General features: G+C 73.4%; 18 protein-coding genes. 10 read left to right on the top strand and 8 right to left on the bottom strand.

From position 1 onward, the window contains the following. The first annotated feature begins 4 nt into the window (after positions 1-4). The 4 genes from shc (at position 5) to ACVGV0_RS12340 (ending at position 4,621) form a co-directional block, all read left to right on the top strand. Positions 5-1,912, top strand: a complete 1,908-nt coding sequence (gene shc / locus ACVGV0_RS12355; RefSeq protein ID WP_459159998.1) for a squalene--hopene cyclase — start codon at positions 5-7, stop codon at positions 1,910-1,912. Positions 1,913-1,917: 5 nt separating this feature from the next. Next, positions 1,918-2,829 carry a phosphorylase family protein gene (locus ACVGV0_RS12350; protein WP_459155813.1) on the top strand — a complete coding sequence of 304 codons (912 nt, stop codon included), beginning with the start codon at positions 1,918-1,920 and terminating at the stop codon, positions 2,827-2,829. After that, on the top strand, positions 2,829-3,830 hold the full coding sequence (gene hpnH / locus ACVGV0_RS12345; RefSeq protein ID WP_459155812.1) for an adenosyl-hopene transferase HpnH: 1,002 nt from the start codon (positions 2,829-2,831) through the stop codon (positions 3,828-3,830). The genes ACVGV0_RS12350 and hpnH overlap by 1 nt, the downstream gene beginning before the upstream one ends. Positions 3,831-3,955: 125 nt before the next feature. Then, positions 3,956-4,621: a VC0807 family protein gene (locus tag ACVGV0_RS12340; protein ID WP_459155811.1), complete on the top strand. Its 666-nt coding sequence runs from the start codon at positions 3,956-3,958 to the stop codon at positions 4,619-4,621. Positions 4,622-4,631: 10 nt separating this feature from the next. On the opposite strand, the gene ACVGV0_RS12335 is transcribed toward ACVGV0_RS12340, so the two are convergent. Genes ACVGV0_RS12335 through ACVGV0_RS12325 form a run of 3 tightly spaced genes read right to left on the bottom strand, consistent with a single transcriptional unit; the run spans position 4,632 to position 8,742 of the window. After that, a complete protein-coding gene (locus tag ACVGV0_RS12335) occupies positions 4,632-5,378 on the bottom strand; it encodes an SDR family NAD(P)-dependent oxidoreductase (RefSeq protein WP_459155810.1) in 747 nt (248 codons plus the stop codon). Between the two features lie 47 nt (positions 5,379-5,425). Beyond that, positions 5,426-6,343, bottom strand: coding sequence for a DMT family transporter (locus tag ACVGV0_RS12330; RefSeq protein ID WP_459155809.1), 918 nt, complete (start codon positions 6,341-6,343; stop codon positions 5,426-5,428). Beyond that, complete coding sequence (locus ACVGV0_RS12325) at positions 6,340-8,742, bottom strand: MGDG synthase family glycosyltransferase (protein WP_459155808.1); 2,403 nt, start codon at positions 8,740-8,742, stop codon at positions 6,340-6,342. Before ACVGV0_RS12325 ends, ACVGV0_RS12330 begins: the two co-directional genes overlap by 4 nt. Before the next feature lie 164 nt (positions 8,743-8,906). Between ACVGV0_RS12325 and ACVGV0_RS12320 the strand changes: the two genes are divergently transcribed. Beyond that, the gene (locus ACVGV0_RS12320) at positions 8,907-9,968 is read left to right on the top strand and encodes an adenosine deaminase (RefSeq protein WP_459155807.1); all 1,062 of its coding nucleotides are present in this window, start codon (positions 8,907-8,909) and stop codon (positions 9,966-9,968) included. Between the two features lie 54 nt (positions 9,969-10,022). On the opposite strand, the gene ACVGV0_RS12315 is transcribed toward ACVGV0_RS12320, so the two are convergent. The 4 genes from ACVGV0_RS12315 to ACVGV0_RS12300 all read right to left on the bottom strand — a co-directional run bounded on the left by ACVGV0_RS12315 (position 10,023) and on the right by ACVGV0_RS12300 (position 14,442). Then, the gene (locus ACVGV0_RS12315; RefSeq protein ID WP_459155806.1) at positions 10,023-11,240 is read right to left on the bottom strand and encodes an LCP family protein; all 1,218 of its coding nucleotides are present in this window, start codon (positions 11,238-11,240) and stop codon (positions 10,023-10,025) included. 111 nt (positions 11,241-11,351) lie between these two features. Next, positions 11,352-11,918 carry a GNAT family N-acetyltransferase gene (locus tag ACVGV0_RS12310; RefSeq protein WP_459155805.1) on the bottom strand — a complete coding sequence of 189 codons (567 nt, stop codon included), beginning with the start codon at positions 11,916-11,918 and terminating at the stop codon, positions 11,352-11,354. Positions 11,919-12,072: 154 nt separating this feature from the next. Then, positions 12,073-13,386 carry a nickel pincer cofactor-dependent isomerase, group 22 gene (locus ACVGV0_RS12305; RefSeq protein WP_459155804.1) on the bottom strand — a complete coding sequence of 438 codons (1,314 nt, stop codon included), beginning with the start codon at positions 13,384-13,386 and terminating at the stop codon, positions 12,073-12,075. A 90-nt stretch (positions 13,387-13,476) separates the two neighbouring features. Next, the gene (locus ACVGV0_RS12300) at positions 13,477-14,442 is read right to left on the bottom strand and encodes a siderophore-interacting protein (RefSeq protein WP_459155803.1); all 966 of its coding nucleotides are present in this window, start codon (positions 14,440-14,442) and stop codon (positions 13,477-13,479) included. A 67-nt stretch (positions 14,443-14,509) separates the two neighbouring features. Between ACVGV0_RS12300 and ACVGV0_RS12295 the strand changes: the two genes are divergently transcribed. From ACVGV0_RS12295 to ACVGV0_RS12275, 5 genes are all read left to right on the top strand, one after another. Then, positions 14,510-15,505: an ABC transporter substrate-binding protein gene (locus ACVGV0_RS12295; protein WP_459155802.1), complete on the top strand. Its 996-nt coding sequence runs from the start codon at positions 14,510-14,512 to the stop codon at positions 15,503-15,505. A 151-nt stretch (positions 15,506-15,656) separates the two neighbouring features. Continuing rightward, positions 15,657-16,499, top strand: a complete 843-nt coding sequence (locus ACVGV0_RS12290; RefSeq protein WP_459155801.1) for a nitrilase-related carbon-nitrogen hydrolase — start codon at positions 15,657-15,659, stop codon at positions 16,497-16,499. A gap of 67 nt (positions 16,500-16,566) precedes the next feature. Then, a complete protein-coding gene (gene hydA / locus ACVGV0_RS12285; RefSeq protein ID WP_459155800.1) occupies positions 16,567-17,973 on the top strand; it encodes a dihydropyrimidinase in 1,407 nt (468 codons plus the stop codon). A gap of 109 nt (positions 17,974-18,082) precedes the next feature. Then, a complete protein-coding gene (locus ACVGV0_RS12280) occupies positions 18,083-19,093 on the top strand; it encodes a TIGR03842 family LLM class F420-dependent oxidoreductase (protein WP_459155799.1) in 1,011 nt (336 codons plus the stop codon). 400 nt (positions 19,094-19,493) lie between these two features. Beyond that, positions 19,494-20,066: a class I SAM-dependent methyltransferase gene (locus ACVGV0_RS12275; RefSeq protein ID WP_459159997.1), complete on the top strand. Its 573-nt coding sequence runs from the start codon at positions 19,494-19,496 to the stop codon at positions 20,064-20,066. Positions 20,067-20,154: 88 nt separating this feature from the next. Here ACVGV0_RS12275 and acnA read toward each other — a convergent pair whose 3' ends face one another. Continuing rightward, positions 20,155-22,968, bottom strand: coding sequence for an aconitate hydratase AcnA (gene acnA, locus ACVGV0_RS12270; protein WP_459155798.1), 2,814 nt, complete (start codon positions 22,966-22,968; stop codon positions 20,155-20,157). Positions 22,969-23,066: the final 98 nt, after the last annotated feature.

Raw genomic sequence — 23,066 nt, 5'->3', positions numbered from 1 at the left:
ACAGATGCAGCACGGCGCCGCCACCGCGAACGCGTCCGGAGTGGACGAAGCCGTGCACGCCGCCCGGCGGTACTTCCTGTCGTTGCAGCACCAGCAGGGGTGGTGGAAGGGCGAGCTCGAGACGAACGTGACCATGGACGTCGAGGACCTGCTGCTGCGCCAGTTCCTCGGCATCCGCACCAAGGCCGAGACCGAGCAGGCCGCCCGCTGGATTCGCGGGCAGCAGCGCTCCGACGGCACGTGGGCGAACTTCGCCGGCGGGCCCGCCGACCTGTCCACCACGGTCGAGGCCTACGTGGCGCTGAAGCTCGCCGGTGACGACACCGGTGCCGAGCACATGACCACCGCGCGCCGCTGGATCCTCGACCACGGCGGCGTCGAGCGCACCCGCGTGTTCACCCGCATCTGGCTGGCCCTGTTCGGCGAGTGGTCCTGGGACGACCTGCCGGCCATGCCGCCCGAGATGATCTTCCTGCCCCCGTGGTTCCCGCTGAACGTGTCCGACTGGGCCTGCTGGGCGCGGCAGACCGTCGTGCCGCTGACGATCGTGTGCACCCTGCGGCCGCAGCGCGAGCTCGGCGTCAGCACCGCCGAGCTGCGCACCGGCACTCCGGCGCCGCGCGCGAAACCCGGCCTGTCCTGGGAGTACGGGTTCGCAGCGTTGGACGGGGCGCTGAGCGCTTACGGGCGCCGGCCGGTGCGCGCGCTGCGCAGGCAGGCGATGCGGCGCGCGGCCGAGTGGATCGTGGCCAGGCAGGAGGCCGACGGCGGCTGGGGCGGCATCCAACCGCCGTGGGTGTACTCGCTGCTGGCGCTGCACCTGCTCGGATACCCGCTGAACCACCCGGTGATGAAGCACGGGCTGGACGGGTTCGAGCGGTTCCTCGTGCACGAGGACGGCCCGGAGGGGCCGGTGCGCCGCCTGGAGGCCTGCCAGTCCCCGGTGTGGGACACGGTGCTCGGCATGCAGGCGCTGCGCGACGCGGACGTGCCCGCCGACGACCCGTCCCTGCGGCGGGCGAGCAACTTCGTGCTCGCCGAGGAGATCGGGGTCAAGGGCGACTGGGCGGTGCGTCGTCCGCGGTTGTCCGCCGGTGGGGGGTGGGCGTTCGAGTTCGACAACGACCACTATCCCGACATCGACGACACCGCCGAGGTGCTCATGGCGCTCAACCGCGTCGAGCACACCAAGCCCGCCGCGGTGCGGGCGGCCATCGAGCGCGGTACCCGGTGGCTCGTCGGCATGCAGTCCCGCGACGGCGGGTGGGGCGCCTTCGACGCCGACAACACCCGCCAGCTGGTGCGCAAGCTCCCGTTCTGCGACTTCGGCGAGGTCATCGACCCGCCCTCGGCCGATGTGACCGCGCACGTGGTGGAGGCGCTGGCCACCCTCGGGCACGCCGACGGCCCGGTGCGCCGGGGAGTGTCGTGGCTGCTGCGCAACCAGGAAACGGACGGGTCGTGGTTCGGCAGGTGGGGCGCCAACCACGTCTACGGCACCGGTGCGGCGGTGCCGGGCCTGGTCGCCGCCGGGGTGCCGCGCGACCACACGGCGCTGCGCCGGGCCGTGCGCTGGCTCGAGGAGCACCAGAACGCCGACGGCGGGTGGGGCGAGGACCTGCGCTCCTACACCGACCCCGCCTGGATCGGCCGCGGCGACTCCACCGCCTCGCAGACGGCGTGGGCGCTGTTCGCGCTGCTGGCGGTCGGCCGGCACGACACGCCGGCGGCGCAGCGCGGGGCCGACTACCTGGTGCGCGCCCAGCGCCCCGACGGCGGTTGGGACGAGCCGCAGTTCACCGGTACCGGTTTCCCCGGTGACTTCTACATCAACTACCACCTGTACCGGGTGATCTTCCCGCTCGCCGCGCTCGGGCGGTTCCGGCGCGCCGCGGGCGCGGGGGAGGAGTGAGCGGAATGTCCGCTCCGCTGCTGGTGTGCGCACCGCTGCGGTGCGAGGCCGCCGCGGTCCGCGGCCGCCTGCCCGGACAGTCCGTGCGGCGCACCGGCTACGGCCACCGCGCGAGCGAGCGCGCTGCCGCGGAGGTGGGCACCGGTGCCCACCGCGCGGTGGCCGTGGTCGGGCTCGCCGGCGGGGTGGGGGACGAGGTCGCCGGGGGAGACGTGGTGGTGGCCAGCGACGTGCTCGACGACGGCGGAACGGGGGTGCCGTGCGCCTCGGCCCCGCTGCTGGCCGCGCACCTGCGCCGGGCGGGGTTCGTGGTGCACTGCGGACCGGTGGTCACCGCGCGGCGACTGGCCGGGCAGCACGACCGGGCCCGGTTCGCCGCGGCCGGTGCGTGCGCGGTCGACCTCGAGTCGGCGCCGCTGGTCCGCGCCGCCGGAGACCGCCCGCTGGCCGTGGTGCGGCTCGTCGTGGACACCGCCGAGCACCCGCTCGTGCGTCCGGGCACGCCCGCGCGGGCGTTGCGCGCGCTCGCCCGGCTGCGCGCCGCGGCGGCGCAGCTGCCGATGTGGTCCCGGGCCGCGGCTGCCCGGCGGGTGCTCGTCTGCGGCGGCGCGGCCGAGGCCGCGCGGGCCGGGGCCGATCTCGTGCTGTGGTTCGCCGAACCGGCCACAGCCCCGTCCGGCGCCCGCTGCGTCACCCGGATCGACGACGTCCGACTGGCGTGGCTGTGGCGAGCGCGCAGGATCGCAGTCGTGCCCTCCGGAGCGGCGGAGGCGGCGGCGCAGCTGCGCGCCCTCGTCCGCGCGCTCGGCGGGCTGGGGCGGGTGGTCTGCGCCTCGCCCGAGGACGCGGGTTCGTCAGCGACGTTCGCGCCGCCCGGGCACAACCGAACGATTCGCTCCGCGAAGGAGGTGCGCTGATGGGAATCCCGTTGCGCCAGGCGGTCCGCGTCGGTGCCCATCTGCTCAAGCAGAAGTTGGCACGCCGGGACAAGTTCGCGCTGACGCTGGAACTGGAGCCGCTGTTCGCCTGCAACCTGGCCTGCGCGGGCTGCGGCAAGATCCAGCACCCGGCGGACGTGCTCAAGCAGCGGATGCCGGTGGAGGAGGCCGTCGCCGCGGCGGAGGAGTGCGAAGCGCCCGTGGTCTCCATCGCCGGCGGCGAACCGCTCATGCACCCGCAGATCGGCGAGATGGTGCGCGAACTCGTCAAGCGCAAGAAGTTCGTGTACCTGTGCACCAACGCGCTGCTCCTCCCGCGCAAGATCGACGAGATCGAGCCCTCGCCGTACTTCTCGTGGGCGGTGCACATCGACGGGCTGCGGGAGGCGCACGACGCCTCGGTGTGCAAGGAGGGCGTGTTCGACCAGGCGGTCGAGAACGTCCGGGAGGCCAAGCGGCGCGGGTTCCAGGTGACGACGAACAGCACGTTCTTCACCACGGACACGCCGCAGTCGGTCATCGACGTGCTCGACTACCTCAACGACGACCTCGGCGTCGACAAGATGATGCTGTCACCGGCCTACGCCTACGAGAAGGCCCCGGACCAGGACCACTTCCTCGGCGTGACCGAGACCCGCGAACTGTTCCGGAAGGTCTTCGGCGACGAACGGCGCAGGAAGTGGCGGTTCAACCACTCACCGCTGTTCCTCGACTTCCTGGAGGGGAAGATCGACTTCTCCTGCACCGCCTGGGCGATCCCGTCGTACTCGCTCTACGGCTGGCAGAAACCGTGCTACTTGATGGCCGACGGGTACGCGTCCAGTTACGCCGAGTTGTTGGAGGACACCGATTGGGAGCAGTACGGCCGCGGAAGGGATGACCGCTGCGCCAATTGCATGGCACACTGTGGCTACGAACCGTCCGCGGTGCTGGCGACCATGGGTTCGCTCCGCGAAGGAATCCGCGCCATGCGGAGCTGAATGCGCCCACTGCGCCGGTTCCTTCCCCCGACGCGGTGGGATCGCCCCTGGTGAGTCCCCGACGGGCGGCGCGGCCGGACGGGTGATCCTCCCTGCCCGTGACCCCGAGCCGCCCGCGAGGTCCCATGCACACCCCCTGCCCCTCGGTCGTCCACCTGCACAGCGTGTCCCAGCACCTCTGGCACGCGACGAAGAACCTGGTGGAGACGGTCTTCGCGCCGTTGCTGCTGTTCTACGCGCTGTTCCACGCCAGCGGACTGACCGGGGGGTTGCTCGCCGCGTTCGGGTGGACGCTGGCGGCGCTCGGGGTGCGGATCGCCTTCCGCATCCGCATCCCGGTGGTGCTCTGGCTCATGGCCGGCATCCTCGCCGCGCGCACCGGGGTGGGACTGGCCACCGGCAGCACGTTCCTGTACTTCATCCAGCCGAGCGTGCAGAACTTCCTCATCGCCCTGGCACTGCTGGCCACCCTGCCGTTCGAGCGGACGTTCCTGGCCAAGCTCGCCGACGACTTCTGCATCCTGCCGCGGGAGCTCACCGGCAACGCCCGGGTGCAGCGGTTCTTCCGGCGGGTGTCGCTGCTGTGGGCGCTCGTGTTCGTCGCCAACGGCATCGGCGCGCTGTGGACCCTCGTGGGCACCACGGTCGACGGGTTCGTCCTGTTCAGCACCGCCGGTTCGACCGCGCTCGTCGTGCTCGGCGTCGCCGTGTCCCTGGTGTGGTTCCGCCGCGCGCTGCGCGGTGAAGGCATCCAGGTGCGCTTCGGCTCGCCGGCCGCCGCGGCCGCCTGACGGGCGCGGTTCACGAGCGCGCCCCGCGCGCCAGCCGCCCGAACGTGCCGGGCAGGGCGCCCTGCACCCGCGCGGCCAGCCCCAGCCACCGGGGCACGAACACCTCCGCGGCATCACGGCGCACCCCGCGCACGAGCGCGTCGGCCACGCGGTGCGGGTCGACCATCCGCGGCACCGACCGCGCGTAGGCCCGCCCGCGCGCGTCGAAGAACGGCGTGCGCACCGCCCCGGGAAGCACCGCTGTCACCCCCACACCGCGCGGGCGCGCGGTCTGCCGCAGGCTCGCGGCGAACGTGCGCACCCCCGCCTTCGTGGCCGCGTACACGTCCTCCTCGGCCACCCCGACCGCGGCGATGGAGGAGACGAACACCAGCTGCCCGCGCCCGCGCCGCAGCATGCCGGGCAGCGCCGCCCGCGCCAGCCGCAGCGGGGCCACCAGGTTCAGCGCCGCGAGCGCGTCGATCTCCGCAGGCGGCATGGCGGCCGTCTCGCCGGCCCAACCCCGCCCCGCGTTGAGCACCAGCACCTCGGCCTCGTCGCAGAGCGGTTCCACCTCCCGCAGGCCTTCCGCACCGGTGAGATCGGCCGTCGTGCACGTCGCGCCGACCTCACCGGCGACCGCCTCCAGCCGGTCGGGGTCCCGGCCGACCAGGTGCAACCGGCAGCCCCGGGCGGCCAGCGCCCGCGCGGTGGCCGCGCCGATGCCGGAGGAAGCACCGGTGACGAGCGCGCGCGTCCCGCGCAGCGTGGGCAGCACCGCTCACCTCCTCACCTCGGCGGGCGTTTCCGCCGCGAGCCGCGGGCTCACCCCCAGGTCGCCGTCGACCCCTGCCCGCGGTTCTCGTCCACCGCCCGCAACTGCTCCCCGCGGTGGGCCAGCACGACCACCCCGACGACGATCGCGAGGATCGCCACCACCTCGCCGGCGAGGATGCCGGTGGAGAAGTGCATGTGCTCGCCGAGCCACCGCACCCCGATCGCCGCCGACACCAGCGGATCCACCGTCGTGATCACCGCCAGCGCCGGTGAGATCACCCGGCTGCGCTGGAAGGTCTGCTGGCTGAGCAGGAACCCCACCGGCCCGATCACGCACACCACGTACAACATCGGGTGCAGGAACGGCTCGGCCAGCCCGGTGCTGCGCACCTGACCGGCCACGACCTTCATCAGCGCGGCCGTGACGCCGTAGAACACCCCCGTGGCCAGCGCCAGCGCCACCGCCCCCAGCTCGCCCCGCACCATCTGCGCGAACACCAGCGCCGCCACGACCACCGCGCCGAGCAGCAGCGCCAGCGGCAGCAGCGAATCGGCGGTCAGCGCGTGCCCGGCACCGCTCGGCCGGGACAGCAGCAGGAACGCGGCCAGCCCGCCGGAGCAGGCCAGCGCACCGACCACGAGCACCGCGTCGAGCCGCCGGTGGGCCATCCACGCGGCGAACGCGGCCCCGAACAGCACCGAGGTCACCAGCAGCGGCTGCACCAGCACCAGCGGACCGTAGGCCAGCGACACCACCTGCAGCGACAGCCCGACGATCACGGTGAGCACGCTGATCACCCAGATGGGTTTGCGGATGAGGTCGACCAGCAGCTTCGGGTTGAGCGTGCGCTCGGCGGGCACCTGCTTGGTCACCCGGTGCTGGACGGCGCTGGCCAGGCCGAAGCTCGCCGCGCCGAGCACGGCGGTCGGCACGGCCACGCTCAGCACCGCCTGCCCGCCGTTCAACCGGCGGTCCCCTCGCGCTCCGCGGAGGGTTCGGCCTGCTCGGCGAACGCCTCCCGCATCCCGGAGGCGAGCTCCCCGGCGGCGGGGGCCAGCGCCGGGTCGGTGGTGATGCCGAACCCGACTCGCTCGCTCCAGTTGAGCGCCCCGACGGCCACACCCACGCCCTCGGCCAGCGACAGCAGGGGGTACACGTCGGTGATGGGCGCTCCGTCGAGCGCCACCGGCCGCCGGCGCCCCGGCATGACCGACACGACGGCGTGGAAGAAGCGGCGCTGGTAGATGCGGCGCACCACCCACCGGTGCAGGACGTTCGGCAGCCGACCCAGCGCGGCCAGCACCACCCCGGAGGCCTCGGTCTCACCGCTCTCGGCGCGCCGGCGCAGCAGCTGGTCGACCACCCGGGCCCGACCCGCCGGAGTCCCCGGGCCCACGGGCAGGTCCAGCGCCACCGACACCGTGTGGTTGCCGGGTGTGTCCGCGGTGACCTCCGCGCGCCCGTTGCGCGCGGTGTGCGGCACCATCACGCGGAACGTCGCCCCCGCACCGCCCGCGCCCCGCGCGGCCAGCTGCCGGTGCAGCGCCTCGGCGACGAGGCCGAGCACGAGGGCCGTGGTGCTGACCCCGCGCTCGCGGGCGCGGGCGCGCACCTGCGCCGACGGCAGGTCGAACCAGGCGGCGGACCGCTGTCCGCCGCTGCACCCGGTGAACGGGCAGTCCCCGGCGGTACCGGAGCGGGCGAGGCTGGCCAGCCCCCGCGCCACCGCGGCCACGGACGACCGGCCGCGCCCGCCGCTGCGGGCGGGGCCGGCGGAGCCCGGCGGCCCCTCGGCCAGCAGCCGCACGAGCGCGCTGGTCACGGCCACTCCGTCGCCCAGGGCGTGGTGCAGCTTCGCCACCAGCAACGCCTCCCCGGTGTCGTGGCGCAGCAGCAGCCGCAGCCGCCACGGCGGCCGTTCGGCCGGCAGCGGGCAGCGGAGGAACTCCGAGATCGCCGCGGGCAACTGCCCGCCGTCGGCGACCACGCGGCTGTCCAGGTGCTCGGTCGGGTCCAGCGCCGTCACGTCGACCCACCGGGGCCGGAGCCACCGCCGGTGCTCCAGCCGTCGGCGCAACGTCGGCAGGTGGTGCGCGCACTGCGCGATGCGTTCGGCCACCAGCGCGTACCACGCCTCGACCGAGCGCGGTTCGCCGCCCAGCCGGAGGATCGCCGCGGCGCTCTGCTCGACCTGCTCGGTGCTCGCGTGCACGAAGAACGCGTCCTCCGGGCGCAGCGGCCGCGGTCCGGCGTGCCGGGGCAGCGCGGCCAGCGCGGCGACCTGCTCGGGGAAGTTCCCGGAGCGGTGCCGGGCCGCGCGTTCGGCGCAGGCGGCCAGTTCCGCGTCCCCGCCGGCCCACCGGTCGACCGTGGCGGTCAGCTGCCTCCGGTCGCGGCAGAGCACGGCCAGCCCGGCCGCGGCCATGAGCTCGGCGTTGGCCCGCCCGTGGCCCGCGATCGGTTCGAACATGAGCACCGGGCGGGAGCAGGCCAGCGCCTCCAGCGCGGTGGCTCCGCCGGCGTTGGTGAGCACGACGTCGGCCGCCGCGGTCAGGCTCGGCATGTCGTCGACCCAGCCGAGCGGTACCAGCCGCGGATCCGTCCGGGTGGACAGCTCGGCCCGCAACCGCTCGTTGCGCCCGCACACCACCACGACGCGGCCCACCCGCTCCGAACGCAGCACGGCGTCGACCGCGCGGGGCACGGAGCCGAACCCGAGCGCGCCGCAGGAGACGAGCACGGTGAACCCGTCCTCGTCGAAACCGAACGACCGGCGCGCCGCGGCCGGCTGCACCGGGTGGAACGCCGAGACCACCGGGGGTGCGCACGCGGCGCCGACGGCTTCCGGCTCGGCGCGGCGCAGCGCGGCCAGGCTCGCCTCGCTCATCACGTGGTGCATGTCCACGTGCGGGTACACCCAGAAGGGGTGCGGGGCGAAGTCGGAGACCACGGCCACCACGCCGGGGGTGCTCTCCCCGCGGCGCCGCAACCAGTTCATCCCCGCCGTGCCCAGCGGGTAGGTCGTCACGACCAGGTCCGGGGCGTGTTCGCGCAGCACGCGGCGCAGGCGGCGCCCGCACCAGGCGCCGACGAAGCGGCGGCAGCCGTTGGCGAACCAGCGGTAGCGCCACAGCGCCCAGTAGAAGAAGTCGTACAGCCAGGGCGTGGATTCGACGTTGGTGGCGTAGATCCAGTTGAACGCGCGGCGCACCCCCGGCCCCATGGTGTCGAGCGTGTCCACCCGGGAGACCGCGCAGTCCGGCCAGGCGTGCCGGGCGGCCTCCTCCACCGCGCGTGCCGTGGCGTTGTGCCCCTCACCGATCGTGGCGCTGAGCAGCAGGAGGCGGCGTGGTCGGCCAGTCACGACGGGTGTTCCTTTCGGGACGGCACTGTGGGCAAAGACTAACGTGATCTGCCGCCACCGGCCCGGTGAAACGCGGGCGGGGCCGCGCGCGGTGGTGAACTGGCTCTCGTCACCGCGGCGCGATCGCCCGGACTCGCCCGATCGACTGGTAGGTTGCTGCGTCCATGGAGTCCGGAACCGCGCCCAGCGCAGCCACGAACACCGGTCGGGACGACGAGCCGGCCGCGGTCGCCCGGCTGCCGAAAGCCGAGCTGCACGTCCACATCGAGGGCACGATGGAGCCCGAGCTCGTCTTCGACCTCGCGCGCCGCAACGGCGTCGAGCTGCCCTACGCCTCGGTGGCCGACCTGCGCGAGCGGTACCGCTTCCGGGACCTCGCGTCGTTCCTGGAGATCTACTACGCCAACATGGCCGTGCTGCGCACCGAGCAGGACTTCCACGACCTCGCGCGGTCCTATTTGGATGCTTGCGCCGCGAACGAGGTGCGGCACGCGGAGATCTTCTTCGACCCGCAGGCGCACCGGGCGCGCGGCGTGGACATGGCCACGATCGTGGACGGGTTGTCGGCCGCGGTCGAGTCCGCGCGGAGCAGCGGTGTCTCGGCCGAGCTGATCCTGTGCTTCCTGCGCGACCAGTCCGCCGCCTCCGCGGAGGAGACGCTGCGCGAGGCCGAACCGCACCTGGACCGCATCGTCGGCGTGGGGCTCGATTCCGCGGAAGCGGGTCATCCGCCGGAGAAGTTCACCGCGGTGTTCCGCCGCGCCCGCGAACTGGGACTGCGCCTGGTGGCGCACGCCGGCGAGGAGGGCCCCGCGGACTACGTGCGGCAGGCGCTCGACGTGCTCGGCGTGGAACGCGTCGACCACGGCATCCGCGCGCTCGAGGACCCGCAACTGGTCGAGGACCTGCGCCAGCGCGGTGTTCCGCTGACCGTGTGTCCACTGTCGAACGTGCGCCTCGGCGCGGTGGCGCAGCTGGCCCAGCACCCGCTGCCCCGGATGCTCGACGAGGGCCTGCTGGTGACCGTCAACTCCGACGACCCGGCCTACTTCGGCGGCGGGGTCGCGGACAACTGCACCGCGATCCAGCAGGAGCTCGGCATCACCGACGCGCAGCTGCACCGGCTGGCGGAGAACTCCTTCCACGCGGCCTTCCTCGACGAGCAGCGGCGCGCGGAGCTCCTCGGCGAGCTCGGCACCGCCGCCCGCCGGCTCGGGATCGGGTGACCGCGACGGCGCCGGCCGCTCGCGGTCCGCTCGGGCGGACGCGGCGCCGCTCGCTCAGTTCACGCAGGGCAGCTCGCTCGCGGTGACGCCGGGCCGGGCCGCGGAGCTCCCGGCGTCGTCAGCGCCGTCCGAGCGCGCCGCCCGCTCCGAGCGCGCACCGTCCAGCAGCACCGGTCCGGGCGCGCCCAGGCGCGGGGCCTCGCCCTCCTCCGGGGAGATGCCCTCGCGCACCGCGCGCCGCACCTGCTGCGGGTCGACCCGCACCGCGGTGCCGTCCGGGGTGCTGTAGGCAGCGTCGCGCACGGGGATCGTGGAGAACCGGATCTCCTCGCTGTTGAGGTTCTGCAGGCGGCGCGCGAACCGCATCAGGTCCCAGTCCTGGTCGAGCACGACGTAGCGCTTGACCGTGTCGATCACGGTGCGCAGCTGTTCCGGATCGGTCAACAGGCCCGTTGACAGCCCGGTGCGGGCGAGCCCGGCCAGGAACGCCTGCTGGCGCACCACGCGGTCGAGGTCCCCGCGCGGGAGGTCGTGGCGCTGGCGCACGAACGCCAGGGCCTCCGCGCCGTCGAGGCGCTGCCGCCCCGCCTCGAACCGCGCCCCCGACATGGGGTCGTGCACGGCTTCGTTCAGGCACACCGGAACGCCGCCCAGCGCCTCGGTGATCCTGGCGAACCCGAGCAGGTTCACCTCGGCGTAGTGGTCGACCGACACGCCGGTCAGCCCCTGGACCGTGTCCACGAGCAGCTGCCGCCCCGCGTGGGCCGTGCGCGTGTTCACCTCCTGCGGGGACGACCCGGGTTCGGCGGTGCGCAGTTCCTGCTCCTCGGCCGTCTTGCCGCGCACGTAGGCCGAGTTGATCTTGTGCTTGCCGTGCCCGGGAATCCGCACGTAGCTGTCCCGCGGGAAGGAGAACGCCACCGCCCCCGACCCGTCCTCGGGGATGTGCACGAGGATCAGCGTGTCGGTGAGCTCGTTGGCCGTGTCCGCGCCCGCGTGCAGCTCGGCGAGCATGTCCTCCGGCAGCGGGCGCCCCTGCGCATCGGTGCGGCTGTCCATGCCCACCAGCAGGATGTCGGTCGCCCCGTCGGCGGTGGCCCGGGTGGTGACATCGCTGGTGGTCACGCCCCCGGTCAACCGCCCGTACTGGGCCCAGCCGAACCCGGTGGCCAGCAGCACCACCGCGGAGACCGCGGCCGCGGCGGTGCGGGCGAACCGGCGCAGCCCGACCCGCCACCGCGAGCCGGGCGGTCGGGCAGTGTCCGTGGCCACGTGATCGCCCCCAGCGCTCGGAGCCGTCCACCGCGGCGAGCATGGCAGCCGCGCGCGGGCTCGGCAGGAGTCGGAGAACGCGTGGGGCACGCGTGGGTGTCCCCGACCGGGTCAGTCCTCGTCGCCGGTGCCGGAGCGCTGCTCGGGCAGGTCGCTGGCGCGGATGCGGTAGACCTGCAGCGTCGTGCCGTAGTACTTCGTCGTCTCCCCGACCCAGTCCATCCCGATGCGCCGCGCGGTGGCGATCGCGCGGGTGTTCTCCGGCAGGCTCAGCGCGAACACCTCGTCGATGTCGAAGGTGAACGCCCAGGCGAGCAGCGCGCGGGCGGCTTCGGTGGCGTAGCCGTGCCCCCACGACTCCGGCCGCAGCTTCCACACCAGTTCGACCTCGTGGTCGTGCGGCGGCAGCATCCGCAGCACGAGCCCGCCGACGACGGTGCCGTCGTCGCGGCGCTGCATCGCCCAACGGCCCGTCGGCGGGATGTGGTTGGGCTGCGCCTCGGTCCAGGCCTGCAGCATGGCGCGCGCCGCGGCGAGGTCGGCCACGCTGGGCGCCGGCGGGGTGAGCCACTCGGTGACCTCGGGCCGCTCGTAGAGCGCGAGCACGGCCTGGGCGTCGCTGTCGTCGGTCGTCCAGTCGCGGATGCTCAGGCGGTCGGTCTCCAGTGGAGGCCACATCGGCGGATGCCTCCTTCAACGCGGTCGCGGGACGCTGCTGGATCGCGGGCGGTCGCCGGAAAACCGGGGAACGTCCACTCTACGGCAGACGCGTCGGTGCAGGGCACCCCGCGAACACGAGGTCGTTCCCGGCCGCGCTGGCGCGGTGCGGCCGTCACGCCTCAGGACGGGGAGCGCCACCCGGGTGGGGGAGGGGTGGCAGGTGCCCCGAACGGTCGAACTCCCACGGGCGCGGTTCGCCGCGCGCGAGGAGGTCGGGGTGCGCGGTCACCTCCTCGGCCAGCCCCTCGGAGACCTCGATCCGCGGCAGCGCCAACGTGTTGCGGATGCGCGCGATCTTCGGCGCGCGGCCGGTGTCGCCGCAGCTGTGCAGCGCGGCGGTGATCGCGGTGCGGTCGTCCCGCAGCGCCATCGGGATCCGCGCCGGGGCGAGCACGCCCGAGGTCAGCGAGTTCGTGTAGAACGCGCCGAAGTCGATCTGGTCGACGCAGCGCTGCGTGGTCACATCCGCCATGCCCAGCCCGCACGCGTTGCCGCTGGTGTGCTCGGTCAGCCCCAGAACCGCGATCCGGGTGATCGGTGGTGCCGCGAACCCCGGGGAGGGAACGGGAACGCGCCCGGTGATGTTCGGATCCATGCCCGCCCCGCTGATGTCCTTGCCGATCTCGTCGACGACGAGCACGTCGATCTCCGACAGCAGCAGGCGCGGCAGCAGGCGCTTGGCCTCGGCGAGCAGTTCCGCCTCCCGCTCGAGCATGCCCGCGGCCTCGACGAGTTCCACCCGGGCCGGTTGCTCGTAGGCGTTCTCGACCAGCGCGATGCCGAACGACACCGGCAGCGCGTCGAGGACGGCGCGGGCGGTGCGGGGGACGAGCTCGTGGAACGCGCCGAAGCCGCGCCGGTGCAGCGTGCTCGCCCCGAGGTGCTTGCCGAACCCGATCGCGAGCATCTTGCCCAGTCCGCTCTCCACCTCGCCCTTGAAGTCGGTGTGCGGTTTGACGCGGTTGACGGGGACGATCCCGTCGGCCTCGGCGGCGTGCGCGTCGAAGTGCACCGGGGTGCCGTCGTCCAGCTCGGCCACCACGCGGGTGTCCATCGCGGCCACCACCGGTGCGCCGATCGCCTCCTCGGTGATGCCGTACTCGGCGAGCACGGCGCGCTGCCCCTCCGCGGTGGCCCCGCCGTGGCTGCCCATCGCAGGAACGACGAACGGTTTCGCCCCCTGCTCGGCCAGCGCTGCGACCACGGCGGCGACGACCCGGTCGATCTGCGCGATGCCCCGGCTGCCGCCGCCGACGGCGATGCGCTTGCCGGACAGGTCGTGCCGCGCGGCGTGCTCGCGCACCTGCCGGTGCACCCGCCCGTCGAGATCGGTGACCGCCTCGCCGGCGAACCGCTGCTCCACCGGCACCATGCGGGGCAGCTCCTCGGGAACTCCGGCCAGACGCACGTGGTCGACGTCGAACATGCGGCCCTCCTCCTCGCGCGGCCCCTCGGCGAGGAGATCGTGGCACGCGCCGCCGCCCCGCGGAAGTCCTCGGCGCGGCGGGTCCCCGCGTCAAAGCGAACGACCGGCGCGCCAGTAGCCCATGAACGCCACGGCTGACTTGGGCACGGCGCAGTCGCGCACGAGCATCCGGCGCAGGCGCTTGATCACACCGGCCTCGCCGGCGAGCCAGCCGTAGAACACGCCCTGCCCCCGCTCCGGGGCCTCCCAGAGCAGCGACCCGTCGACGTCGACCTCCGGGGGCTCGGCGGGCACCCCGCTCTCGCGGCAGCCGTGGGGGAGGAGCTCCTCCAGCGCCGCCGCCACCCCGCTCTCGAGCAGGGAGCCGTGCGGCGCCGCGGCGTGCTCGCGGCAGAACCACCGCAGCTCGACGCCGGGCGGTGCTGCCAGCGCGAGCCGGTCCTCGCCGTGCGGCACCTCCAGGCAGGCGATGCCGGTGGCCCCGGCGGGCAGCGACTCGAGGATCGCGGAGATCGCGGGCACGGCGGTCTCGTCGCCGGCGAGCAGGAACGGCCCGCCCTCGGTGCCGGGGGACCAGGCGCAGCCCCAGGCTTGCCCCCGTCCGGGCCGGTCCGGGCCGACCAGGCCGATGCGCTCGCCCGGCCGGGCCCGCGCCGCCCACGCGGCGGCCGGGCCGCTGCCGGCGCTCGCATCGCCGTGCAGCACGAAGTCCACGTCGACCTCGGTGCCGAGCTCGGTTCGCCGGTGGGCCCGCACGGTGTAGGTGCGCAGGACCGGTCGGGTCTCCTCGGGCATGGCCGACCACGTGCTGTACCAGTCCGCACCGGTGTCCATGTCCCGCACGTCGCGCCCCGCGCGCGGCAGGACCACCTTGATCCGCTGGTCGCAGCCGGCCGGGCCGAAGGTCTCCAGGTCCGGTCCGCGGAAGGTGATGCGCACGAATCCGGGGCTGAGGCGGTGCACGCGCGCGACGACGACCTCGAAGACCCGGTAGCTCGGTTTCTCCGTCGAGGGCGGAGTGCGATCCACCGGTGTCAACGTGGACGTCGTCGTCATGCAGGACCTCCCTCTCACCTGTTCAGCCGCCAAGTTAGCCTAACCTAACAGCATAGGGGAGGTTCATGTGCGTCGCATTACAGCAATCGGCGCGGCGCTGTCCGCGGCGGTGGCGCTGGGCGTCACCGCCTGCGGGAGCACCGCGCGGGAGGACCGCGGGCAGGGGTGGTCGTTCCGGGACGACCGGGGCGTCGTGGTCACCGCGGAGGACGAGCCCGAGCGCGTCGTGGCGCAGACGGCGGCAGCGGGTGCGTTGAAGGACTTCGGCGTGCCGGTGGTCGGCACGTTCGGGCCGCTCGTGCGCGACGACGGCAGCACCGAACCGGAAGCCGGCAGCATCGACCCCGACGAGGTCACCGATGTCACCGGCGCCGGCTACGGCGAGGTCAACACCGAACGGCTCGCCGCGCTCGACCCGGACGTCGTCGTCAGCGGCAAGTACCCGGGTTATCCCGGCCTGTGGCACCTCAACGAGGACCAGGAGCGCCAGATCAACCGCTTCGCGCCCACCATCGGCGTGCAGCAGGCCGGACTGCAGCTGCCCGAGGGCATCGCCAACTACGAGCGCACCGCGGAGGCGCTCGGCGCCGATGTGGAGGCCCCGCGGGTGCAACGGGACGAAGCCGCGTTCCACCGCGCCGCCGAACGGCTGCGCGGCATCGGCCAGCGCCTGCGGGAGCAGGGGCGGACGATCCTCGCCATCGGCGGCAACCGGGAGAACTTCTACGCCGTCAACCCGCCCGCGCACCCGGACCTGGCCTACTACGCCGAGCAGCTCGGCCTGCCGCTGCGGGTTCCGGACTCGCCGGACGGTCCCGACGGCTACTTCGAATCGATGTCGTGGGAGAACGCCGGGCGGTACCCCGCCGACATCCTCATGTGGGACACGCGGTCGGAGTCGCTCACCCCGGGGGAGATGCGGCGCAAGCCCGTGTTCGCCCAGCGGGAGGAGGTCCGGGCCGGCAGCCTCGTGGAGTGGGACGCGGTCGCACCGATGAGCTACGCCAGCTACGCGGGGATCATGAACGGGCTCGCCGACCAGCTCGAAGCGCAGCTGACCTGACCCGGACTGCTCCGATCGCCTGAATTCGGGCGTTCCCGCGGGGAAGATCGCGGCACGCGCGGGGCGGATCCGTGGCGCGCGGGCTCCGCGGCGGATACCTTCGAGGCGAATCCGCCGCGGAGCCCCGCTTTTCGCCGAGAGGGTGTTGCCGATGTCCCCGGTCGTCCGTGCCGCGCTCGTCCAAGCGAAGTGGACCGGCGATGCCGCCGCCGCGCTCGACCAGCACGAGCAGCACGCGCGGCGCGCCGCCGCCGGCGGGGCGCGCGTCATCGGCTTCCAGGAGATGTTCAACGCGCCGTACTTCTGCCAGGTGGAGGAACCCGAGCACTACCGGTGGGCCGAAGCCGTCCCCGACGGGCCGACCGTGCGCCGCATGTCGGCGCTGGCCGCGGAGCTCGGGCTGGTGATGGTGCTGCCCGTCTTCGAGGCCGACGGGCCCGGGTTCTTCTACAACACGGCCGCCGTGATCGACGCCGACGGCAGCTACCTCGGCAAGTACCGCAAGCACCACCTGCCGCAGCTGCCCGGGTTCTGGGAGAAGTACTACTTCCGCCCCGGCAACCTCGGCTGGCCCGTGTTCGACACCGCAGCGGGACGCATCGGCGTGTACATCTGCTACGACCGGCACTTCCCGGAGGGCTGGCGCGCCCTCGGCCTCGCCGGCGCGCACCTCGTCTACAACCCCTCGGCCACGAGCCGCGGGCTGTCCTCCCACCTGTGGGAGCTCGAGCAGCCGGCCGCCGCGGTCGCCAACGAGTACTTCGTCGCCGCGATCAACCGGGTCGGGGTGGAGGAGTACGGCGACAACGACTTCTACGGCTCGAGCTACTTCGCCGACCCGCACGGGCGGTTCGTCGGCGAAACCGCCAGCGGCACCGAGGAGGAGCTGCTCGTCCGCGACCTCGACTTCGGCCTCATCGACGAGGTGCGGCGGACCTGGGCGTTCTACCGGGACCGCCGGCCCGATGCCTACGGACCGCTGACGACCCCCTGAACCGGCACGCATCCCGCGGGCAACGGGCCCGTCCGGACCCGCGGGCGAGACGTCGAGGAGCGCACCGATGCCGCGGACACTCATCCGCTCCGGACTGGTCATCACGGCCGCCGAGGAGGTCGCCGCCGACGTCCTCGTCGAGGACGAGCGCGTCGTCGCCCTGGTCGCGCCGGACTCGGAACCGGCCGCCGCGTGGGCGGAGAGCGCCGACGAGGTGATCGACGCGACCGACCGCTACGTGATCCCCGGCGGGGTGGACGCGCACACGCACATGGAGATGCCGTTCGGCGGGACGCAGGCCTCCGACACGTTCGCAACGGGCACGCGCGCCGCGGCCTGCGGCGGGACCACGACGATCGTCGACTTCGCCATCCAACCGCGCGGCAGCAGCCCGCGCGCCGGCCTGGAGGCCTGGCACGCCAAGGCCGACGACGAGTGCGCGGTCGACTACGGGTTCCACATGATCCTGTCCGATGTGGACGACGCCGCGCTGCGCGAGATGGACGCGCTCGTCGCCGAGGGCGTGACGAGCTTCAAGCTGTTCATGGCCTACCCGGGCGTGTTCTACAGCGACGACGGGCAGGTCCTGCGCACCCTGCAGCGCGCCGCCGACAACGGGGCGCTGACCATGATGCACGCCGAGAACGGCATCGCCATCGACGTGCTCGCCCAGCAGGCGCTCGCCGACGGGCGCACCGACCCCAAGCACCACGGGCAGGTGCGGCACCCGCTGCTGGAGTCCGAGGCCACGCACCGCGCCATCCAGCTGTCCAGAGTGGCGGGCGCGCCGCTGTACGTCGTGCACGTCTCCGCGACCGAGGCGGTCGCGGAGATCAGCCGCGCGCACCGGGACGGCACACCGGTCTTCGCCGAGACCTGCCCGCAGTACCTGTTCCTGACCGTCGACGAGCTGGGCCGGCCCGACTTCGAGGGCGCCAAGTACGTCTGCTCCACGCCGCTGCGCCCGGAAGAGCACCAGCAGTCCCTGTGGCAGGCCCTGCGCAGCGACGACCTGTCGGTGGTCTCCACCGACCACTGCCCGTTCTGCTTCCGCGAGCAGAAGGAGCTCGGCCGCGGCGACTTCACCAGGATCCCCAACGGCATCCCCGGCGTGGAGAACCGGATCGACCTGCTGCACCACGCCGTGGTGCAGCAGCGGATCGGGCGGCGCCGCTGGGTCGAGCTGGCCAGCACGAGCCCCGCGCGGATGTTCGGGCTGTACCCGCGGAAGGGCACCATCGCCCCCGGCAGCGATGCCGACCTCGTGGTCTACGACCCCGCGGCCGAGCACACCCTGTCGGTGCGCGACCAGTGGATGAACGTCGACTACAACGCCTACGAGGGCACCACCGTCACCGGGGCCGTGGACGCGGTGCTCTCCCGCGGCGAGGTCGTCTACCGCCACGGCGACTACCGCGGGAAACCCGGCCGCGGGCGCTTCCTGCCGCGCTCGCTGTGCCAGTACCTCGGCTGAACCGCCGGACCAACCCGCCGCGGCAGCGGGCCGCGCGCAGCACCGACCGCCGAACCGGCCGGTGCACCGGGGCGGGGAGCGAGGAGCACGTCGCAGAGGGGAGTTTCTCGTGGATTTCGGGATCGTGCTGCAGACCGACCCGCCCGCCTGGAGGGTGGTCGACCGGATGCGCCGCGCCGAGCAGCAGGGCTTCAGCCACGGGTGGACGTTCGACTCGTGCGTCCTCTGGCAGGAACCGTTCGTCATCCACAGCCAGGTCCTGGCCGCCACCCGGGACCTGCGCGTGGGCACGATGGTGACCAATCCCGTCACCCGCGACTGGACCGTCACCGCCTCGACGTTCGCCACGCTCAACGAGATGTTCGGCCCCCGCGCGGTCTGCGGCATCGGCCGCGGCGACTCGGCCGTGCGCGTCACCGGCGGGCAGCCGACGACCCTGGGCTCGCTCGAGCACGCCATGCAGGTGATCAAGGACCTCGCCGAGGGGCGCGAGGTCGTGCTCAACGGCGCACCGACCCGGCTGCCGTGGGTGGCGGCGGGGGAGCTGCCGGTGTGGATGGGCGCCTACGGGCCGAAGGCCCTCGAGCTGGTCGGCCGCCGCGCCGACGGGCTGATCCTGCAGCTGGCCGACCCGTACCTGGTGGAGTGGATGGTGCGGCACGTCCGCAGCGCCGCCCAGGAGGCGGGTCGCGACCCGGACGCGGTGACGGTGTGCGTGGCGGCCCCGGCCTACGTCGGGGACGACCTCGCCCACGCGCGGGAGCAGTGCCGCTGGTTCGGCGGCATGGTCGGCAACCACGTGGCCGACCTGGTGGCGCGCTACGGCCAGGAGTCGCAGGCGGTGCCGCGCGAGCTCACCGACTACGTCCGCGACCGGCAGGGCTACGACTACGCCCACCACGGGCGGGCCGGCAACCGCAGCGCGGACTTCGTGCCCGACGACGTCGTCGACCGGTTCTGCCTGCTCGGACCGGCCGGGGCCCACCGGGACAAGATCGCCGAGCTGCGCGAGCTCGGCGTCGACCACGTGGCGATCTACGCCATGCACGACGCCGTCGACGACACCGCCCGCGCCTACGGCGAGGAGGTCATCCCGGAGGTGGGCTCCGCCTCCCGATGAGTCCCCGCGCGGCGCACCGGGGCGCACGCCCCCCCGGTGCGCACGCCCCGCGCACGCGGACGGCCGCCGCCTCGCGCCGCGGCAGCGCGGGCGCGCAGGTGGTGCCGCCCGGGAGGGGCACACCGCAGGGCCCTCGTCCTCTCTCCCGACGGGGGACCACCGGCACCGGGCGGCACCACCGCGGGCCACGGTGCCCGCGCCCCGCCCGGCCGCACAGAGGAAAAAGTCCCGGGTGCTCCCGGCGGCGCGGGCGGGTGCGCCCGGCGGCACCGCCCTCGGCCGGTTCCGCTGCGGGTAGGCTGGCGCCGACTGCCCCCGACGGAGGAAGTGCTTCGTGCCGACGCGCTCCGAACGCCCCCGCGCCGTGCTGGCCGAGTACGGCACCTTCGCGCGCCGCGCCCTGCGGGAACCGGGCCTGGTCGGCGCGGTCGCGCCCAGCTCGCCCGAGCTCGCCCGACACATGGCCGCCGTCGTGCCGCGCGCGCCGTTGCCCGGCGAGGACCGCGCACCGGTCGTGGTCGAGATCGGCCCCGGCACGGGTGCGCTGAGCTCGGCCGTCGCCGAACGCCTGCCCGACGGCGCGCGGCACGTCGCCGTCGAGGTCGACGCGGGCATGGTGCAGCACCTGCGCTCCCGGCGCCCCGAGCTGGAAGTGGTGCACGGGGACGCGGCCGAGCTGCGGTCCCTGCTGGCCGGCCTCGGCATCGGCACCGTCGACGCCGTCGTCAGCGGGCTGCCGTGGTCGATCTTCTCCGCGCAGCTGCAGCGCGCCGTCCTCGGCCAGGTCACCGAGGTGCTCGCGCCGGCGGGCGGGTTCACGACCTTCGGCTACGTGCACGCCCTGGGGCTGGCCCCCGCGCGGCGGTTCCGGTCGCAGCTCGACGGGTTCTTCGACGAGGTCGTCACCAGCCGCACCGTGTGGCGCAACCTGCCGCCGGCGCGCATCTACTTCTGCCGGCGCCCGCTGGCGTAGGCGGCCGCGGGCTCCCCGGCCCGGACATGAGAGGGCGCCCTCCCGGGTGGGGAGGGCGCCCCGAGGTTCCGAGGGAGAGATCGTCCCCTCAGGAACGGACCATGTTCCGCAGCACGTACTGCAGGATGCCGCCGTTGCGGTAGTAGTCGGCCTCACCGGGGGTGTCGATGCGGACGTCCGCGTCGAACTCGACGGTGCTGCCGTCCGCCTTGCGCGCCGTCACGTGGACGGTGCTCGGCGTGGAGCCGTCGTTCAGCTCGGTGATCCCGGCGATGTCGTAGGTCTCGGTGCCGTCCAGCCCCAGCGAGTGCGCGGACTCGCCGGCCGGGAACTGCAGCGGCGCCACGCCCATGCCGATGAGGTTGGAGCGGTGGATGCGCTCGAACGACTCGGCGATGACCGCCTGCACACCGAGCAGCTTGGTGCCCTTGGCCGCCCAGTCGCGCGAGGAGCCGGAGCCGTACTCCTTGCCCGCCAGCACCACCAGCGGCGTGCCCTGCGCCGCGTAGTTCTGCGCCGCGTCGTAGATCGTCGACTGCGGGCCGCCCTCCTGCGTGAAGTCGCGGGTGTAACCGCCCTGCACGTCCTCGAGCAGCAGGTTGCGCAGCCGGATGTTGGCGAACGTGCCGCGGATCATGACCTCGTGGTTGCCGCGGCGGGAGCCGTAGGAGTTGAAGTCCTTGCGCTCGATGCCGTTCTCGGTGAGGTACTTGCCCGCCGGCGAGTCCGGCTTGATGGCACCGGCCGGGGAGATGTGGTCGGTGGTGACCGAGTCGCCCAGCAGCGCCAGCACGCGCGCACCGCCGATGTCGCCGACCGGCTCCGGCTCCTGGCCCATGCCCTCGAAGTACGGGGGCTTGCGCACGTAGGTGGAGTCCGGGTCCCACTCGAAGGTCTCGCCCTCCGGGGTGGGCAGGGAGCGCCAGCGGTCGTCACCGGTGAACACGTCGGAGTAGTCGCGGGTGAACATCTCCTGCGTGATCGCCGAGTCCATGACCTCCTGGATCTCCTGCGGCGACGGCCAGATGTCGGCCAGGTGCACCGGGTTGCCCTCGGTGTCGGTGCCCAGCGGGTCGTTGGCGAAGTCGAAGTCCATGGTCCCGGCCAGCGCGTAGGCGATCACCAGCGGCGGCGAGGCCAGGTAGTTCATCTTCACGTCCGGGTTGATCCGGCCCTCGAAGTTGCGGTTGCCGGACAGCACCGAGGTGACCGCCAGGTCCTTGTCCTGCACGGCCTTGGAGATCTCCGGCGGCAGCGGGCCGGAGTTGCCGATGCAGGTGGTGCACCCGTAGCCGACGAGGTGGAAGCCCAGCTTCTCCAGGTACGGCCACAGCCCGGCGCGCTCGTAGTAGTTGGTGACCACCTGCGAACCGGGGGCCATCGAGGTCTTCACCCACGGCTTGCGGGTCAGGCCCTTGTCCACGGCGTTGCGGGCCAGCAGGGCGGCGCCGAGCATCACCGAGGGGTTGGAGGTGTTGGTGCAGGAGGTGATCGAGGCGATCACCACGGCACCGTGGTCGAGCTCGAAGTCGCCGAGCTCGTCCGACCGCACCGGCACCGGGTTGGAGGTGCGGCCCTTGGCGCCGTTGGCGGCGGAGGCGACGTCCGGCACCGCGTGCGTGCTCACGGAGGGGGCGTCGCTGGCGGGGAAGGACTCCTCACCGGCCTCGTCCAGGGCGGCCTCGTCGGTGGTGGTCGGCTTGACGTAGTCGGTCAGCGAGCCGCGGAACGAGGGCTTGGCCTCGGACAGCGCGATGCGGTCCTGCGGCCGCTTCGGACCGGCGATCGAGGGCACGACCTCGGACAGGTCGAGCTCGAGGTACTCGGAGTACACCGGCTCGTTGTCCGGGTCGTGCCACAGGCCCTGCTCCTTGGCGTAGGTCTCGACCAGCTGCACCTGCTCCTCGGAGCGGCCGGTGAGCTTGAGGTAGCGGATCGTTTCCTCGTCGATCGGGAAGATCGCGCAGGTGGAGCCGAACTCGGGGCTCATGTTGCCGATCGTGGCCCGGTTGGCCAGCGGCACCGAGGCCACACCGGACCCGTAGAACTCGACGAACTTGCCGACGGCGCCGTGCTTGCGGAGCATCTCGGTGATGGTCAGCACCACGTCGGTGGCGGTGGCCCCCGGCGGGATCTCGCCGGTGAGCTTGAAGCCGACGACGTTCGGGATGAGCATCGACACGGGCTGGCCGAGCATGGCCGCCTCGGCCTCGATGCCGCCGACGCCCCAGCCGAGCACGCCGAGGCCGTTGACCATCGTGGTGTGCGAGTCGGTGCCCACGCACGTGTCCGGGTAGGCCTGGCCGTTGCGCGCCATGATGCTGCGCGCCAGGTACTCGAGGTTGACCTGGTGGACGATGCCGGTACCGGGCGGGACGACCTTGAACTCGTCGAAGGCGTTCTGGCCCCAGCGCAGGAACTGGTAGCGCTCCTTGTTGCGGCCGTACTCGAACTCGACGTTGCGCTCGAACGCGTCCGGCTTGCCGAACACGTCGATGACCACCGAGTGGTCGATGACCAGTTCCGCCGGGGCGAGCGGGTTGACCTTGGACGCGTCGCCGCCGAGCTCGGCGACGGCTTCGCGCATGGTGGCCAGGTCGACCACGCACGGCACACCGGTGAAGTCCTGCATGATCACGCGGCCGGGCGTGAACTGGATCTCGGTGGAGGGGGCGGCCTTCGGGTCCCAGTTGGCCAGCGCGCGCACGTGCTCGGCGGTGATGTTCTCACCGTCCTCGGTGCGCAGGAGGTTCTCCAGGAGGATCTTCAGGCTGTAGGGAAGGCGCTGCGCGCCGTCGACCGCGTTGAGCCGGAACACCTCGTAGGAGTCGTTGCCGACCCGCATCGTGTCGCGGGCGCCGAAGCTGTTCTTGCTCACTGGTGCTGTCACGTTGAACTCCATCTCGCGACGGGAGCACGTTCGGGAACGATGCTGAGTCTCGCGCACGCGGGTCGGCGGCGCGCGAGGACCCGTCTGCCCGTGCCGGTTCTGTCTCGCCC

The organism is Salinifilum ghardaiensis (assembly GCF_054491345.1).
Note: the sequence above shows the minus strand (reverse complement) of the source record. Positions and strands in the feature narration are given on the sequence as shown.

Bases quoted from the DNA above. Each gene is read 5' to 3' on its own strand.
- shc (WP_459159998.1), top strand. From the start codon at position 5: ATGCAGCACGGCGCCGCCACCGCGAACGCGTCCGGAGTGGACGAAGCC.
- ACVGV0_RS12350 (WP_459155813.1), top strand. From the start codon at position 1,918: ATGTCCGCTCCGCTGCTGGTGTGCGCACCGCTGCGGTGCGAGGCCGCC.
- hpnH (WP_459155812.1), top strand. From the start codon at position 2,829: ATGGGAATCCCGTTGCGCCAGGCGGTCCGCGTCGGTGCCCATCTGCTC.
- ACVGV0_RS12340 (WP_459155811.1), top strand. From the start codon at position 3,956: ATGCACACCCCCTGCCCCTCGGTCGTCCACCTGCACAGCGTGTCCCAG.
- ACVGV0_RS12320 (WP_459155807.1), top strand. From the start codon at position 8,907: ATGGAGTCCGGAACCGCGCCCAGCGCAGCCACGAACACCGGTCGGGAC.
- ACVGV0_RS12310 (WP_459155805.1), bottom strand. From the start codon at position 11,918: ATGTGGCCTCCACTGGAGACCGACCGCCTGAGCATCCGCGACTGGACG.
- ACVGV0_RS12305 (WP_459155804.1), bottom strand. From the start codon at position 13,386: ATGTTCGACGTCGACCACGTGCGTCTGGCCGGAGTTCCCGAGGAGCTG.
- ACVGV0_RS12300 (WP_459155803.1), bottom strand. From the start codon at position 14,442: ATGACGACGACGTCCACGTTGACACCGGTGGATCGCACTCCGCCCTCG.
- ACVGV0_RS12290 (WP_459155801.1), top strand. From the start codon at position 15,657: ATGTCCCCGGTCGTCCGTGCCGCGCTCGTCCAAGCGAAGTGGACCGGC.
- hydA (WP_459155800.1), top strand. From the start codon at position 16,567: ATGCCGCGGACACTCATCCGCTCCGGACTGGTCATCACGGCCGCCGAG.
- acnA (WP_459155798.1), bottom strand. From the start codon at position 22,968: ATGGAGTTCAACGTGACAGCACCAGTGAGCAAGAACAGCTTCGGCGCC.